Raw genomic sequence first — 16949 nt, forward strand, 5'->3', positions numbered from 1 at the left:
AAACTTAATGAAAAAAAGAAAGAGGTCACTATTGGCGTTAAGTATTATATCTGTATTTTTGATAGCATTGTTTGTGATTGAATTTAATATTTACAAGACAAATATGAATCAGAAGAAAGCATCTACTGCAAGTGTAGATAAGAAAACAAAATCTTATAAAAGTCCCAAAAAAGTTGATAATAAGTCCAAGAAGACCTCAACAGCTGCATCTGAAATGAAGGTTGATGAAACTGAAAAGGCACGGCAAGTCACTGAAGCATATATAGGTTCAAAAGATGTGGGAGTATATTGCATTGAATTGAATAGTGAAAAGAGTTTTGGAGTAAATCAGGATGAAATTTATTATGCTGCCAGTACAGGAAAATTACCAGAGATTTTATATACTCAAAAAAGAATTAATGAAGGAGATATAAGTGTAAATACTCAATTTCAGTATCATGATTATGTAAATGACATACCCGGAGCCATGATTAGGGGTGGTACGGGTGTGTTAAAAAACAATATATATGATGGCCAAGTGGTTAGTGTTGGCACTTTATTAAAATATGCCTGCAGTTATTCTGATAACCTAGCTTCCAATATGCTGGGATATTATGTCTGTGATAAAAATGATGGTATTTTTAAGAATTACATTAGCAGTATATTATCTAAGAATATAACTACCTTTTCTAAGGACTTCTCGGCTAAGGATATAGCTTTATTTATGAAGTCAATATATTTCCAAGGCGGACAAGCTGTAGATAATTTAAAAAATACAAGCTGGGATAATATTAAAATACCTAAATATCTACCGGTGAAAGTAGCACATAAAATCGGCATAAATGGAAGTTATAATCACGATGTGGCAATTGTTTATGCGAAGGATCCGTATATAATATCAATTATGACTAAAGGGGAAAGCGATGAATTTATCGCCCAGTTGTCTAAAAAAGTTTACGATGAACTGAATAATGATGTAAATTTGAAGTAAAATGAAATATAGAAGTGTAAAAATTTTCTTGTAAGCAACTGGAAATTTTGAGATTATCAATATAAATAGTATAATAGAAGATAGGAGTATTTAATTTAAATTAAATACTCTATAAAAGTACTTAATAAATAACCACCAAAAAAGATATGAATAAGGAGAGATAATATGGGCATTACAGTTAAAAATGCAATAAAAAAGTTAAAACCAGATGTATCTGAATTTGTTATGAAAGAGTTGGAAAAACTGGACTCTAAGTGTTATTTACAAAGGCATGAATCTGATTATAGGTTTAATATACACCAAAAAGAAAACAAAAAGTTAAATTTACCTACAAGTGGTGGAAATCCTTGTATGAGAGCTTATGTATATGGAAACCTTATGTTTACGGAAGATAATATTTATTTATCAAATAAATGTATAAGTAATTCAGAAGCATTAGAACATGATAGTTATAGGTCTATTTATGAAAACCAATATAATAAACTTGTAAAACAATTAGAAGATAAGGATAATGAAGAAGAAATAACAAAATTTAAAGATGAAAATTTTATTAAAAAAGATGAAGATGATATGGAAGGAATAAAAATTACAGATGACAATGTTGATGAAATAGTGGATGGTTTACTTAGTAACATACCACCTTTTTCTGAAGAATACATTAAGATGTTTTCTGAGTTATAGATAACTTTAATTCCTGTCAGATAAAATAATCATATCAAAATTTTATAATACATTAGCTAATATAAATAAATATTTATAAAACTAGTTATGAAAATTGTATGTTCTTTTTATATTTATGGAAATTAAATTTGGAAGGAATCTAGGAATAAGTTAATTTTTGTCTGGATATAAAAGAAAGATGAAAAATAAATAAAAGTTTTCATCTATTTTCCATCCAGGTCACAATAGAAACTCAAACAAATTTAATTAATCCATAAATTCAATAGTATTTTTTGCAAGCCTCTTTATTCTGGCAAGAGAATATACATGATATCCTTGTTCATCAAGGAGCTTACGGCCGGGTTGAAAGGATTTTTCAATAACAATTCCTATTCCTGCTACCTTTGCATCACACTGTTCAACCAGGCGTATAGTACCTTTTGAAGCTTCTCCATTAGCTAAAAAATCATCAATTATAAGAATATTATCCTCAGGGCATATGTATTTTTTTGATAAAGTAAGTTCATAATCGGAATCCTTGGTAAATGAGTGAACTGTAGTTTGATACACATCTTTATTTAATATTTTGGATTCTTTCTTTTTTAGTATTACCATAGGTAAATCCATTTGAAGAGCAGTCATAACAGCTGGGGCTATTCCTGAACTTTCAATAGTAAATATCTTTGTGATCCCCATGTCCTTAAAATGTTCCGTGAAACTTTTACCTATGGAATACATGAGGCTTGGATCAACCTTATGATTTAAAAATGAATCTACTTTTAATATTGATTCACTTAAGGCATGTCCTTCCTCTAAGATTTTCTTTTGTAATTCTTTCATAAATTAACACCTCGCGATTTTTTATTTTTCTTCTTTCAAAATAAGATTTAATATAAGTGCTGCGATAGTTCCTGTAGAGATACCAGATGAAAAAATCATCTTTAAACTTTCTGGAAGGTTTGATAAAATTTCAGGTCTGAAAGTAACTCCAAGCCCCAAACCTATAGAAGTTGCTATTATGAGAAGGTTCCTGTTATTTAATTTTACCTTACTTAAAGTTTGAATTCCAGCAGCAGCAACCGTTCCAAACATTACTATTCCAACACCACCGAGTACAACTTGAGGCATTGCGTTTATTATCGCAGCAAATTTGGGAAATAATCCTAATATAATAAGTATTATTCCTGCGGTCATTGTGACAAATTTACTTGCAACTTTAGTAAGGGGAATCAATCCAACGTTTTGACTAAAAGAAGTGTTTGGCATAGCACCAAATATTCCAGCAATTACACTTCCAATTCCATCAGAAAGTACACCATGTGAAATCCTAATATCATCTTCTTTAATACCTGATATTTCGTTTATTGCTCTCAAATTTCCTACAGTACTTATGACAGAAACTAAATATGCCGGAATAAATGGAAGTAGAACACTTGAATTAAAGGTGATACCATGTTCAAATATTTTTGGAAGTGTTACTATACTTGCTTTTGAAATGGATGAAAAATCTACCATACCAAAGACAATACAAATTATGTAACCTGCTGCCATTCCAATTAAAATTGAGGCACTGCTTAAAAGTCCTTTGCCATAATGGTTTAAAAGTAAAGTAATTAAGGTTACAGTTAACGCAATGCCTATATTTTTTAAACTTCCATAATTTTGGACTCCAGAACCTCCTGCCGCCCAATCTATTGAAACTGGCAGTAGTGTAAGTCCTATTAAGCATACAACTATTCCAGTTACAATTGGTGGAAAAAGTTTCATTATATATTTAATAGAAAAGCTTAAAATAATTACAATAAGTGCCCCTAATATAGTGGCTCCGAATATGCCAGAAAGTCCAAATCTTTTTCCAACTGCTACAGCCGGAGCTACAAAAGTAATGTCCGTTCCCATAATACAGGCTACTCTTGCTCCAACTGGGCCAATACCCCTAGATTGTATGAGTGTAGCTATTCCAGCTACTAGAATTGCAGCACTTATTAGTGCCGTAGATATATGGGAGTCAAGTTTTAGTGAAGATGAAATAATTATTGGGACTACAATAATTCCACCAAAAGCAGCAAAAATATGCTGGAATCCTAATAAAACTTGAGATAATAATTTAGGCTTATCATAAACTCCATAAATTAACCCTATTTCAGATGTTTGTTCTTCTTGTCTTTTAGCTTCCATGATAGGCTCCTTTTTAGTTAATAGTTAAGTATATAAAAAATACCCCATAAAAAATGAGGTACATTTGAAAAATACATAAAATTTCAAATATTACCCCGTAGTCTGCTTATTTAAGGTTAGCAGGTAGAAACTGTCGGACCATATTACCGAATGTATACGAGTTATTACTTATGTATGGTTAAAGTCACAAATAAGATTATAACACATTTCACATTAAAGTATAATGCAAAATATTCCACCATATTAGAAGGTTAAATTATATAAATTTAATTTAATGTAATATAATTTTGATTAAAATGGAAGAATAAATTATGAAGCTGCTTTTTATTATAAACTAAAAAGGGGAATTCCTATGAATAAAAGCGTATTTTATAAATGGCTAAAAATAATTAAAAAGTTAGATGATATGACTTGTAATGCTCAAATTTCAAATTGCCTTATAATAGAAGAATCTTATGGAGATTTAGATGATTCTTATGCAAGGGATAAGTGTGAGTCTATTTTTCCTAAACTTTCTTATACTGAAAAAGAGGATGATGAAAATATAAAAGTGAAAAATCTTTTTAATTCCTTGAAGTTGTATGAGGAGTTTAAAGAAAACAAACTTGTTCAGGAAATAAAGGATATGCCTGATGTAGATCCGGATAAATATGATGGGTCCTATGAACTTGTCCGAGAAACAGTAGAGTCTTTTTCAAGAACACCAATAGATGTTATAGATGTAAGTGATTTGGATGTGCTATATTTTATGACTGTGGGAACCTGGAAAGTTAAGGCAAAATATAAGATCCAAAAAATACAAAATAGTCATTTGCCTATAGAAGAAAAGAAAAGATTAACAAAAATATTTAATCTTGTAATGGAGAGAGCTAGAAAGCATGAATATGAAAATATTGTAGGCGAATGGTCTGTAGGAATGTTTAGTATTGGATTTTACACATTCACCTCAAAATCAGATGAAGATAGTGCACGAAGATTTATATCTTTGTGTATAAAAATACATAAATCGGATGATGAAAATGAAATTCTTCATATGGCTGAGGAAACCTTTAAAACTAGCATAAAAGGTATGCAAGCGATGGAAGCTTCAGTTATTCTTCATTGTTTGAAACCCTATATTTTCCCTATAATTAATACAGATACAATTGAAGATTACGTTTTGTTTGAAGAAAAAGGCGTAATTTTTACAGATCCAAAAGAGCTTACAAATTATGTTGAAAATACTAGAAAAATTAAAAAGTTTAGGGATAAAGAATGTCTGTTTAGAAATTACAAAGTATTGGATATGAAATTATTAAGCATAGAGAGAATGAAAATAGATAAGTCAAAATACAGTGAAATTGTTCCAAACAGGGATGTTGTTAATGAAGAAGATTTAGAAATATCTGATTGCTCAAAATCTACGTATTCTAAAGAAGATTTCTTAAATGAAATATTTATGGAAGAAGGCCAGTATGATGTTATATATAATCTTTTAAGGCATAAAAAGAATATAATCTTAAAAGGTCCATCTGGTGTTGGTAAAACTTTTATAGCCCGAAAGTTTGTTTACTCTATAATGGAGCAAAGAGACGATGCAAGGGTTAAGATGATTCAGTTTCACGAGGAATATTCCTATGAAGATTTTGTTATAGGATATAGGCCTGGAAAGGATGGTTTTAGACTTAAGTATGGTATATTTTATCGTTTCTGTAAGCAGGCAGAAAGCGATCCTAGAAGACCTTATTATTTTATAATTGATGAAATAGACAGGGGAAATCTAAGTAAGATTTTTGGAGAAGTTATTATGCTTGTTGAAGCTGATAAGCGCGGAGAAGAGTATGCTATATCTCTACCTTATATTGAAAACTTATTTTATATACCGAGAAATGTTTATATTATAGGTACTATGACTGCACGTAAAGGTAACAGCAGAGTATTTGATTGTAGTCTTAGAAGACGTTTTGCTTTTATTGAAATTGAACCTGCATTTAATAATTTAAATTTTAAAAGATATATGGAAAATAAGAACGAAGATTTGGCAGACAGTATTATTGAAAAGTTTATAAAACTTAACGAAGATATTGAAAACGATCCTTCCTTAGGAGGGGATTTTCGCATAGGGCACAGCTATTTTTGTACGCCGAAGCATACATTAAGCAAGGAGAAGTATAGAAATATTATTCAATATGAAATTTTACCTCAGATTGCCGAATATTGGACTAATGAACCTTATAGGATAAAAAAATGGATAAAGGAACTTATAGAGTAATAAAAAAAGACTATGAAGAAGGTAAAATGGAACCTGTTTCAAGGACATAAAAAATGCCTAAGCAGTTAACAGCTGATTTCTGTATTGTACAGGAGTCAGCTGTTTTAACCTACACTGATATCTACAATTGTTATAGTAATCCATATAGTCATTAGTCATAGTTTGAAGTTCTTCAAATGTATTGCAAATTTTTTATATGGACAAAGAAAGAGTCTTGCGGTGCATTATCACAGTGATTGCTGCGTCGTGACATGTATTCTCCTAATTATCTTTTATTATATGTTAATACATTAATCTACAAAATAAAATATTTAAGTTAAGTGAATAATAAATAAATAAATAAATAGTAAATGAATAATAAATGAATAATTTATTCATTTATTATTATAAAAATAACTGGATACAGTCATACTAAAAGATTATATTTATCTGATTCCTTAATTCATAATTATTTTATGCATAAATATACATCTATACAGTAAATTATATTTTATAGTAAGCGTTATAACTTGTATAACTCCATTAATATTTTATGAAAACAATAGGTGACTATTTTACAAATATAATATTGAAAAACATTGACATATTAATACTTCTATGATAATATTACGGAAATGTATGAAATGTAATATTATTTTCGCTTATTTACTATTTTTGCACCAAATATTTTATTTTTTAATATGTATTGCATATTTTTTTGCATATTTCATAATTATGCATATTTATTAACATTACATTGAATTTACTTTTGTACCAATAAAAGGTACAAGAGTTAATTTATAATGTTGTTTTCACGGAAGAAAGTTTTACAATAATCACACAATGGGGGTTAAAAAATGCTTAAGTATATTTTAAAAAGGTTAGTCTATAGTGTCATTACAATATGGATTGTAATATCAATAACATTTTTGCTAATGCACATGATTCCTGGTGGTCCTTTTGATGACGAAAAAAAGCTTCCACCTCAAATAAAGGCTAATTTGGAACAAAAATTTGGGTTGGACAAGCCTCTTAGCCAACAATATACTACATATCTTGGAAATATAGTACACGGCGAACTTGGACCATCTATGAGGTATGAAGGAAAATCTGTAAATCAGGTAATATCCCAATCATTCCCTGCATCGGCAAAAGTAGGTATATTGGCTATAGCTTTTGCATTAATCTTGGGTCTATTCATGGGAATAATTGCAGCATTACATCAAGGTAAGTGGCAAGACAGCCTTGCCATGGTTATATCGACTTTTGGAGTAACTGTCCCCAACTTTGTAATGGCAACTTTTTTCATTTACTTCTTTTCAGTTAAACTTGGGTGGTTTCCTGCAGTAGGTCTTGATTCTCCATCAAGCTACGTACTTCCGGCTGTTGCATTAGGCACCTATTCAATGGCATTTATAGCCAGATTATCAAGATCAAGCCTACTAGAAGTAATTAGGCAGGATTACATAAAAGTAGCAAAAGCAAAGGGATTACCTCAAATTAAAATAATATATAAGCATGCTTTAAGAAATTCACTTATACCTATAGTTACGTATATAGGTCCATTATTTGCGGGAATTCTTACCGGTAGTTTCGTAGTTGAAAATATATTTGGAATACCCGGACTCGGTAGGGAATTCGTTCAAAGCATATACAACAGAGATTACACTACAATACTTGGTGTAACTATATTCTATAGTGCATTCTTAATAGTATGCAATCTTGTTGTAGACATATTATATGTTATCATCGATCCAAGAATAAAACTTGAATCCTAGGAGGTCGAAAAATGGAAATACCAAAGAATGAATTTGAGAAAGTTTCGGATAAGGAAAAACAATCTGAAGCAATAGTAAGACCAAATATGTCCTACTGGCAGGACGTATGGAGAAGATTAAAGTTAAACAAGTTAGCTATGGCAGGTTTGATATTTGTAATATTTATTACTTTACTTGCTGTATTCGGGCCTATGTTTTCAAAATATAATTATTACAGTCAGGATTTAAATATGGCAAATTTATCTCCAAGCAGTGCCCACTGGTTTGGAACAGATAAATTTGGCAGGGATATATTCATAAGAGTATTGTATGGAGCAAGAATTTCTCTGACTGTAGGTTATGTTGCAAGTTTGCTAAATATAATAATTGGAATAGTATATGGTGGAATAGCAGGTTATTTTGGCGGAAAAGTAGATAATATAATGATGAGAATAGTAGACATTTTGTACTCTATACCTATGACAATCTATGTAATACTCTTTATGGTAGTCTTTGGTGCAGGACTTAAGAGTATAATAATTGCCCTAGCAGTAGCATTTTGGCTTACAATGGCCAGAATAGTGAGAGGTGAAATAATGTCTCTCAAGCAGCAGGAATTTGTACTGGCTGCCAAAACTCTAGGTGCATCATCTACAAGGATACTTTTGAAGCACTTAATTCCAAATTGTATGGGACCAATAATTGTAACACTTACTCTATCAGTACCGGATGCAATATTCACAGAATCATTTTTGAGTTTTATAGGTCTTGGTGTATCGGCACCAATGGCTTCATGGGGAACATTAGCCTCTGATGCCTTAGATGGATTTCAATTGTATCCACTTCAGCTTTTCTTTCCATCTATAGCCATATGCTTGACTATGCTCGCATTTAATCTACTAGGTGACGGATTAAGAGATTCTTTGGATCCTAAAATGAAAAAATAATAGGAGGCTACATAAATGGATAGATTACTTGAAATAAATAATCTGCATACATCTTTCCATACTTATCTTGGTGAAGTAAAGGCAGTAAGAGGGGTATCTCTTCACCTTGACAAAGGTGAAGCTTTAGGAATAGTTGGGGAATCTGGAAGCGGGAAAAGCATAACCATGATGTCAATTATGAGACTTCTACCTGAAAATGGAGAAATGAAAGCAGATAATGTAAAATTTTCAGATAAGGATTTGACAAAATTAAGTGATAAAGAAATGGAAAATATAAGAGGAAATGAGATCGGAATGATATTTCAAGATCCTATGACCTCTTTAAATCCAGTTTTTAAAATAGGTTACCAATTGTCTGAATCACTAATAAAACATAGACACATGGGTAAACAAGAAGCACGAAGCAAAGCTATTGAAATGTTGAAACTAGTAGGAATACCAAGTGCAGAAAAAAGAATTAACCAATATCCTCATGAGTTTTCTGGTGGAATGAGGCAAAGGGCCATGATAGCTATGGCACTTATCTGCAATCCAAAACTTTTAATTGCAGATGAACCTACTACTGCTTTGGATGTAACAATACAAGCTCAAATACTCGAACTCATGAAAGATTTAAAAAATAAACTTGGTATGTCAATAATACTTATAACTCATGATCTTGGCGTTGTAGCGGATCTATGCAGCAGAATAAATGTAATGTATGGTGGAATGATAATTGAAAGAGGAAGTACTAGGGATATCTTCTACAATTCAAAGCACCCATACACCTGGGGTCTTTTAAAAAGTATACCAAATCCTAATAAAGATACAAAACAAAGGCTTAAACCTATAGAAGGAACTCCTCCAGATCTCTTAAAACCACCTGTTGGATGCCCCTTTGCTCCAAGATGTGAATATGCAATGAAAATATGTTTGAATAGGATGCCAGAAGCTTTTGAAGTTGATAAATATCATTTTGCTTCCTGCTGGCTCAATCATAAAGATGCACCTAAGTTGGAAACAATTAATGTAGGAGGTGTAAAAAATGGAAAATAGTAAGCCTCTTATTGAAATAAAAAACTTGAAAAAATATTTTCCTGCTAAGAAATCGTTTTTTGGAAAAACAATCAGCAATGTAAAAGCTGTTGATGATGTGTCTTTTGTTGTAAATAAGGGTGAAACTCTAGGTCTGGTTGGAGAATCTGGATGTGGGAAAACCACTACAGGCCGAACCATAATAAAACTCTATGAACCAACTAGTGGAAATATAATTTACAATGGTGTAGATATTTCAAAACTTTCCCCGTCAAAAATGATGCCTTACAGGCGAAAAATGCAAATGATATTTCAGGATCCATATGCATCTCTTGATTCAAGAATGACAGTGGGAGATATAATTGGAGAACCCATAGATATACACAATCTAATGAAAGGCAAGGAAAGACAGGACAGAATTCAGTACCTTCTTAACAAAGTAGGATTAAATAAAGACCATGTAAACAGATATCCACATGAATTTTCAGGTGGTCAGAGGCAGAGAATAGGCATAGCAAGAGCTCTTGCAGTGGAACCTGAATTCATAGTATGTGATGAACCTATATCTGCTCTTGACGTATCAATTCAAGCACAGGTTGTGAACATGCTTGAAGATCTTCAGGAGGATATGGGTCTTACTTATTTGTTTATAGCCCATGACCTATCCATGGTAAAGCATATATCAACCAAAATTGGAGTAATGTATCTTGGTAAAATTGTAGAACTTGCAGAAAGCAATGAACTGTATAAGAATCCACTTCATCCTTATACAAAAGCGCTTTTGTCTGCAATTCCAATACCAGACCCTGATATGGCTGCTAAAAACACCAGGATAGTGCTTGAGGGTGAAACACCGTCTCCAATAGATCCTGCACCAGGATGCAGATTTAAAGATAGATGTAAATATGCAACAGAAAGATGTTCTGAAAAAGAGCCAAAATTAAAAGATCTCGGTGGAGGTCATTGCACAGCGTGTCATTTATATGACAAATAGTTAATAGGGTAACTTGCTGAACTTATAGTATATTCTACGTGTTTTAACACGTATTGAACATATATTAAATTTTTAAGGAGGAACTATTATGTTAAAAAACAAACTTAAAATTCTTGCAGTTGTAATGTCGCTTACAGTTGTTGGATGTATGTTTGCAGGCTGCGGCAATTCAAGCAGTTCAAGCAGTAAAAACACTATAAAAGTAAACATTAATGCTGACCCTAGAACAATAGATCCTGGTCTGAATAACTCAGTCGAAGGAGGACAAATAATTGTAAATGCCTTTGAAGGATTGACTAACCTTGACAAAAATGAAAAGCCAATACCAGGAGTTGCAGAAAAATGGGAAGTTTCCAGCGATGGACTTACCTACACCTTTCATCTGAGGAAAAATGCAAAATGGTCAGATGGTAAGGGAGTTACGGCAAAAGACTTTGAATATGCATGGAAAAGGGCTGTTGATCCAAAAACAGCTTCTCAATATGCATATCAGTTATTTTACTTGAAAAACGGTGAAGCTTATAATAAAGGTAAGGCTACAGTTGATCAGGTTGGTGTAAAAGCTAAAGATGACTATACTTTGGTAGCTACCCTTGAAGCTCCTACACCGTATTTTCTTTCACTCACAGCTTTTCCTACATATGATCCTGTAAGAAAGGACATAGTTGAAAAAGATCCTAACAGCTGGGCTACAAAACCTAGTACCTATGTATCTAATGGACCTTACAAGATGGTTGAATACAAGGCAAAAGATAGCTTAAATTTTGAGAAAAATACTAATTACTGGAATACCAAAAATGTAAAAATAGATAGAATTGAATTCAAAACTCTTGAAAATGCCAGCACTTACTATGCAGCCTTCAAGACGGGAGAGCTTGATATGATAGATAGACCACCTTCTACAGAGGCTCCTACTCTGCTTAAAAATGGTACTGCAAAATCATATCCTTATTTAGGTACTTACTACTATGATTTCAATGTATCACCACAAGCTAAGGGTATAAATCCTGAAGCTGCAAAGGCATTAAGTGATGTAAAGGTTAGAAGAGCATTAAACCTTGCAATAGACAGAAATGAAATAGCTGAAAAGGTTACAAAAAGTGGCGAAATACCTGCAACTTCATTTGTACCTAAAGGAACAAGCAATTCAAACGGAAAACAATTTACAGACAAAGAGTATCTTCCTAAAACTGCAGATGTAGCACAAGCTAAAAAACTTCTGGCTGAAGCAGGTTATCCAAATGGCAAAGGGTTCCCTGCGCTAGAAATATTTTACAATACGGATCAAACCCATCAGAATATAGCACAGGCAGTCCAGGATATGTGGAAAAAGAATCTTGGAGTAAATGTCACTCTGAAAAATGTCGAAAGAAAAGTTCATCTTACCCAGCTCCAGAATCATCAATTCTTAGTTGGAAGGGATACTTGGATAGCTGATTATGATGATGCCATGACTTTCCTCGACATGTTCACAACAGGAAACGGAAATAACATGTGTGGATATTCAAATACAAAATATGACCAGTTGATAGCACAGGCAAAAGCAGAATCTGACAAGGGTAAGAGAGCTGATTTGATGCATCAGGCGGAAGATCAACTCATGACCGATTTACCAATAATGCCAATCTACTATTATAGTGAACTTGTATGCATGAATTCTAAACTAAAGGGAGTCCATGTATCCAATCTTGGGTTCTTCTTCTTCAGAGATGCCTACTTAGAAAAATAACAAATAAAAGAACTGTCTTAGAACCTAAAATGGAACCTATTTCAAGGACATAAAAAATGCCTAAGCAGTTAACAGCTGATTTCTGTATTGTACAGGAGTCAGCTTTTTTAGTGTCTATTCTATAGGTTCTTTTTTAGATTTTTAATCTAAACTTCATAGTTTTTATATTTTACCAAAAATTATTGACATAATGTATAATTAAAATTATAATAGTTAGAAACCTTACAATTAGGAATCTAACAAATGGTGGAGGCATGAAAATGAACAATAAAACAGAAATGTACATTGGAAGAAAAGTTAGTATACTTTCTAGGAGAATTCATAGAAGAATAGATAAAGAGGCGTCACAGTATGGTATAACTGCTGTTCAAGCTAGAATACTTGGCTTTATATATTGTAGGTCAAATAAAAAAGATATATTCCAAAGAGATATAGAAGTAGAACTTGACATTAGACGTTCTTCTGTAACTAGTGTACTTCAACTAATGGAGAGAAATGGATACATTAAAAGGGTAAGTGTTTCTGAAGATGCAAGACTTAAGAAGATAACAATTACAGAAAAGGGTTTGGAAATTCAAAAAAAGGTATATGATTTCATTATTGAAATGGAAAAATCCTTAAAAGATGAACTAAGTGATGAGGAGACAGATATATTAGTCGATTTACTTGACAGATTGTCTGAAAAAATTGGGGATTGAATATAGATTTCTGATATTAGTTAGAAATCTAACAGGGGAGGAGCAAGGTTATGATAAGAAAGATATCAAGTTATATAGGCGAATTTAAAAGAGATTCTATTATAACACCTATATTTGTTGCTTTAGAGGCCATAATGGAGACGATTATTCCGCTGTTGATGGCATGGATAATTGATAATGGCGTGGGGAAAGGAAATATAAAATATGTGTGCATTGTTGGAACTATAATGCTTATGGTGTCATTTGTGTCACTTACTTGCGGTGCATTATCAGGAAAATATGCGGCTAAAGCATCTACTGGTTTTGCTAGAAACCTGCGAAGAGCAATGTACTATAATATTCAGAACTTTTCTTTTTCTAATATAGATAAATATTCTACAGCTGGTCTTATAACTAGACTGACTACAGACATAACAAATGTTCAAAATGCATTTCAAATGATAATAAGAATGCTTGTAAGAGCACCATTTATGCTAATCTTTGCTATGGCAATGAGTTTTTATATAAATGCAAAGTTAGCTCTTGTATTCTTAGGTGCCATAATTTTTTTGGGAATTATATTGTATATTATTATGACAAGAGTACATCCATATTTCATGGAAGTTTTTAAAAAGTATGATGATTTGAATGCTAGTGTACAAGAAAATCTAACTGCCATAAGGACTGTAAAAGCTTATGTAAGAGAAGAGCATGAAAAAAGCAAGTTTTATAAAGCTTCTGAAACTTTGTATAAGTACTTTATAAGAGCTGAAAAATTAATAATAATTAATGCCCCTGCAATGCAATTTGCAGTGTATACATGTATTTTGCTTTTGTCGTGGCTTGGAGCAAAAATGATTGTTTCAAAATCCATGACAACGGGAGAACTTATGAGTTTATTTACTTATACCGTTAATATATTAATGAGTCTTATGATTATTTCAATGGTATTTGTAATGGTAATTATGGCCAAGTCATCTGCTGAAAGAATTGTTGAGGTTTTGGACGAAAAAAGTGATTTAACAGATCCAGAAAATCCAATTTGTGAAGTAAAAGATGGATCCATATCATTTAACAAAGTTGGTTTTAGTTATAATAAAAATATGGACAATCTAGTTTTGAAAAATGTAAACTTGAAGATTAATTCTGGCGAAACAATAGGTATTATAGGAGGAACAGGAAGTGGAAAATCTACTTTAGTTCAACTTATTCCAAGACTATATGATACTACATGTGGAACTATTGAAGTTGGCGGAGTTGATGTTAGAAAATATGATATAGAGACTCTTAGGGATGAAGTTTCAATGGTGCTGCAAAAGAACGTATTGTTTTCTGGGACGATAAAGCAAAATTTAAGATGGGGAAGTAAAAATGCTTCTGATGAAGAAATAGTTGCTGTATGTAGAGAGGCCCAAGCTGATGAATTCATAGAAAAGTTTCCTGATAAGTATGATACTTTTATTGAAGAGGGTGGTTCAAATGTATCAGGTGGGCAAAAACAAAGATTATGTATTGCAAGGGCTCTGTTAAAAAAACCAAAAATATTAATCTTAGATGATTCTACTAGTGCAGTGGATACTAAAACTGATGCTCTTATTAGAAAAGCATTTGGAGAAGAAATACCAGATACTACAAAAATTATTATTGCACAGCGTATTTCTTCAGTTCAGGATGCAGATAGAATCATTGTATTAAACGATGGAAAAATAGATGGCTTTGGAACTCATGAGGAGTTACTAAAGACAAATGAGATATACCATGAAGTTTATGAATCTCAAGTGAAAGGAGATGACGATGACAATGGCTCAAAATAATAATATTAAACCTAGAGCAATGGGCAGACATCGTGGATATGTAAAGCCTAGTAAAAATTCTTTAAAAACATTAAAAAGATTATTAGCTTATGTTATCAAGGAATATAAGTTTCTATTTCTTATTGTATTAGTAGGTATTGTCGTAAGTTCTCTTGCTAATGTTATAGGTACATTATTTTTAAAAAACTTAATTGACGATTATATAACACCTCTTTTACAAAGATCAAATCATAATTTTGGACCGCTGTTTAAAATGATAACTACTATGGCAGTAATTTATTATGTTGGAGTTGTGTCAACATATGTATACAGTCGTGTAATGATTATAATTTCTCAAGGATCTCTTAAAAGAATAAGAGATGACATATTTTCTCATATGGAAAGTTTATCTATTAGTTTCTTTGATACGCATTCCCATGGAAACTTGATGAGTCTTTATACAAATGATACGGATACCTTAAGGCAGATGATTAGCCAAAGTATTCCACAAATATTAGCAGCAATTATTACTGTTGTCAGTACTTTTATCTCAATGGTATATTTAAGTTTCCCACTGGCTATAGTTGAAATTTTAATTGTAATTTTAATGATTTATGTTATCAAAAATATTGGTGGAAAAAGTGGAAAGTATTTCGGACTTCAACAAAAAGATTTAGGTATGGTAAATGGATATATAGAAGAAATGATAAATGGCCAGAAGGTTGTTAAAGTCTTTTGTCATGAAGAAGAGGCAAAAATCAATTTTGATAAGTTAAACAACGAGCTTTATCACAGTGCAAATAATGCAAATAAGTACGCCAATATTTTAATGCCTATTATGGGTAACATTGGTTACATAAATTATGTATTTGTTGCTATTTTTGGTTCTATTTTAGCTATTAATGGATTTGGCGGATTTACTCTTGGAGGAATTGCAGCATTTTTGCAATTGACAAGAACATTTAGTACTACAATTAACCAAATGTCCCAGCAGTTTAATTTTGTTATAATGGCACTGGCAGGAGCTGAACGTATATTCAGACTTCTTGATGAAAAGCCAGAAGGAGATGCAGGCTATGTATCGTTGGTTAATGCAAAAGAAAATGAAAATGGGGAATTAGTAGAAACTGAAAAACATACGGGAATCTGGGCATGGAAACATCCCCATCATGATGGCACGCTTACTTATACGAAACTTCTTGGAGAGGTAGTATTTGATGATGTGGATTTTGGATATACTGATGAGAAAGTTATACTGCATAATATAAAGCTTTATGCAAAACCGGGACAAAAAGTAGCCTTTGTAGGTGCTACAGGTGCAGGAAAGACTACTATTACTAATTTAATTAATCGTTTCTATGACATTCAGGATGGAAAAATTAGATATGATGGCATTAATGTTAACAAGATCAAGAAGGATGATTTAAGAAGATCTCTTGGAATTGTACTGCAGGATCCACATTTATTTACAGGAACAGTTGCAGATAACATTAGGTATGGAAAATTGGATGCATCAGAGGAAGAAGTAATTGCAGCAGCAAAGCTTGCAAATGCAGATGGATTTATAAAACATTTACCAAAGGGATATGATACTGTTATTACTGGAGATGGTGGAAACCTGTCACAAGGACAAAGACAGCTTTTGACTATTGCTAGAGCTGCTATTGCAGATCCACCAGTTTTAATACTTGATGAAGCTACATCCAGCATTGATACAAGAACAGAAGCTATTGTTCAAGAAGGAATGGATAAGCTTATGAAGGGAAGAACGGTATTTGTAATTGCACATAGGCTTTCAACGGTTAAAAATTCAGATGTAATTATGGTGCTGGAACAAGGCAGAATCATTGAAAGAGGAAGTCACGATGATTTGATTGAGCAAAGAGGGAAATATTATCAATTGTATACAGGAGCCTTTGAACTGTCGTAAATAAATAAAAAATAAAATTCACCCTAAGTGTTGGGTGAATTTTTATGTTATAATTAATACAATATGATAA

The 16949-nt window shown here is 32.1% G+C and carries 14 protein-coding genes and 1 riboswitch; of the genes, 11 read left to right on the top strand and 3 right to left on the bottom strand.

Annotated features, from left to right (window positions below; all coding sequences use genetic code 11):
• Positions 1-7: 7 nt before the first annotated feature.
• Positions 8-970 carry a serine hydrolase gene (locus WY13_RS05405; RefSeq protein WP_063554686.1) on the top strand — a complete coding sequence of 321 codons (963 nt, stop codon included), beginning with the start codon at positions 8-10 and terminating at the stop codon, positions 968-970.
• A gap of 165 nt (positions 971-1135) precedes the next feature.
• Positions 1136-1651: a hypothetical protein gene (locus WY13_RS05410; protein WP_063554687.1), complete on the top strand. Its 516-nt coding sequence runs from the start codon at positions 1136-1138 to the stop codon at positions 1649-1651.
• Positions 1652-1897: 246 nt separating this feature from the next.
• Here WY13_RS05410 and WY13_RS05415 read toward each other — a convergent pair whose 3' ends face one another.
• Complete coding sequence (locus tag WY13_RS05415) at positions 1898-2470, bottom strand: xanthine phosphoribosyltransferase (RefSeq protein ID WP_063554688.1); 573 nt, start codon at positions 2468-2470, stop codon at positions 1898-1900.
• 21 nt (positions 2471-2491) lie between these two features.
• On the bottom strand, positions 2492-3808 hold the full coding sequence (locus tag WY13_RS05420; RefSeq protein WP_063554689.1) for a nucleobase:cation symporter-2 family protein: 1317 nt from the start codon (positions 3806-3808) through the stop codon (positions 2492-2494).
• Positions 3809-3886: 78 nt separating this feature from the next.
• Positions 3887-3988, bottom strand: a riboswitch (purine riboswitch).
• Between the two features lie 172 nt (positions 3989-4160).
• Between WY13_RS05420 and WY13_RS05425 the strand changes: the two genes are divergently transcribed.
• Positions 4161-6059 carry an AAA family ATPase gene (locus tag WY13_RS05425; protein WP_063554690.1) on the top strand — a complete coding sequence of 633 codons (1899 nt, stop codon included), beginning with the start codon at positions 4161-4163 and terminating at the stop codon, positions 6057-6059.
• A gap of 57 nt (positions 6060-6116) precedes the next feature.
• Here the strand turns inward: WY13_RS05425 and WY13_RS22270 are convergent, their stop codons facing one another.
• Entirely contained in the window at positions 6117-6218 is a 102-nt protein-coding gene (locus WY13_RS22270; protein WP_082848397.1) for an IS3 family transposase, read from the bottom strand.
• Between the two features lie 677 nt (positions 6219-6895).
• Between WY13_RS22270 and WY13_RS05430 the strand changes: the two genes are divergently transcribed.
• From WY13_RS05430 to WY13_RS05465, 8 genes are all read left to right on the top strand, one after another.
• A complete protein-coding gene (locus WY13_RS05430) occupies positions 6896-7816 on the top strand; it encodes an ABC transporter permease (protein ID WP_063554691.1) in 921 nt (306 codons plus the stop codon).
• An 11-nt stretch (positions 7817-7827) separates the two neighbouring features.
• Positions 7828-8742, top strand: coding sequence for an ABC transporter permease (locus WY13_RS05435; protein WP_063554692.1), 915 nt, complete (start codon positions 7828-7830; stop codon positions 8740-8742).
• Positions 8743-8757: 15 nt separating this feature from the next.
• A complete protein-coding gene (locus tag WY13_RS05440; protein WP_063554693.1) occupies positions 8758-9777 on the top strand; it encodes an ABC transporter ATP-binding protein in 1020 nt (339 codons plus the stop codon).
• Positions 9767-10750, top strand: coding sequence for an ABC transporter ATP-binding protein (locus WY13_RS05445; protein WP_063554694.1), 984 nt, complete (start codon positions 9767-9769; stop codon positions 10748-10750). The genes WY13_RS05440 and WY13_RS05445 overlap by 11 nt, the downstream gene beginning before the upstream one ends.
• Before the next feature lie 88 nt (positions 10751-10838).
• Positions 10839-12479 (top strand): peptide ABC transporter substrate-binding protein, encoded by a 1641-nt coding sequence (locus WY13_RS05450; protein WP_063554695.1) that lies wholly within the window; start codon positions 10839-10841, stop codon positions 12477-12479.
• Between the two features lie 260 nt (positions 12480-12739).
• Entirely contained in the window at positions 12740-13177 is a 438-nt protein-coding gene (locus WY13_RS05455; RefSeq protein WP_063554696.1) for a MarR family winged helix-turn-helix transcriptional regulator, read from the top strand.
• Between the two features lie 50 nt (positions 13178-13227).
• Complete coding sequence (locus tag WY13_RS05460) at positions 13228-14970, top strand: ABC transporter ATP-binding protein (protein ID WP_063554697.1); 1743 nt, start codon at positions 13228-13230, stop codon at positions 14968-14970.
• The gene (locus WY13_RS05465; protein WP_063555075.1) at positions 14957-16879 is read left to right on the top strand and encodes an ABC transporter ATP-binding protein; all 1923 of its coding nucleotides are present in this window, start codon (positions 14957-14959) and stop codon (positions 16877-16879) included. The genes WY13_RS05460 and WY13_RS05465 overlap by 14 nt, the downstream gene beginning before the upstream one ends.
• Positions 16880-16949: the final 70 nt, after the last annotated feature.

The sequence above is a fragment of the Clostridium ljungdahlii genome, from assembly GCF_001636845.1.
Classification (GTDB): domain Bacteria; phylum Bacillota; class Clostridia; order Clostridiales; family Clostridiaceae; genus Clostridium_B; species Clostridium_B ljungdahlii_A.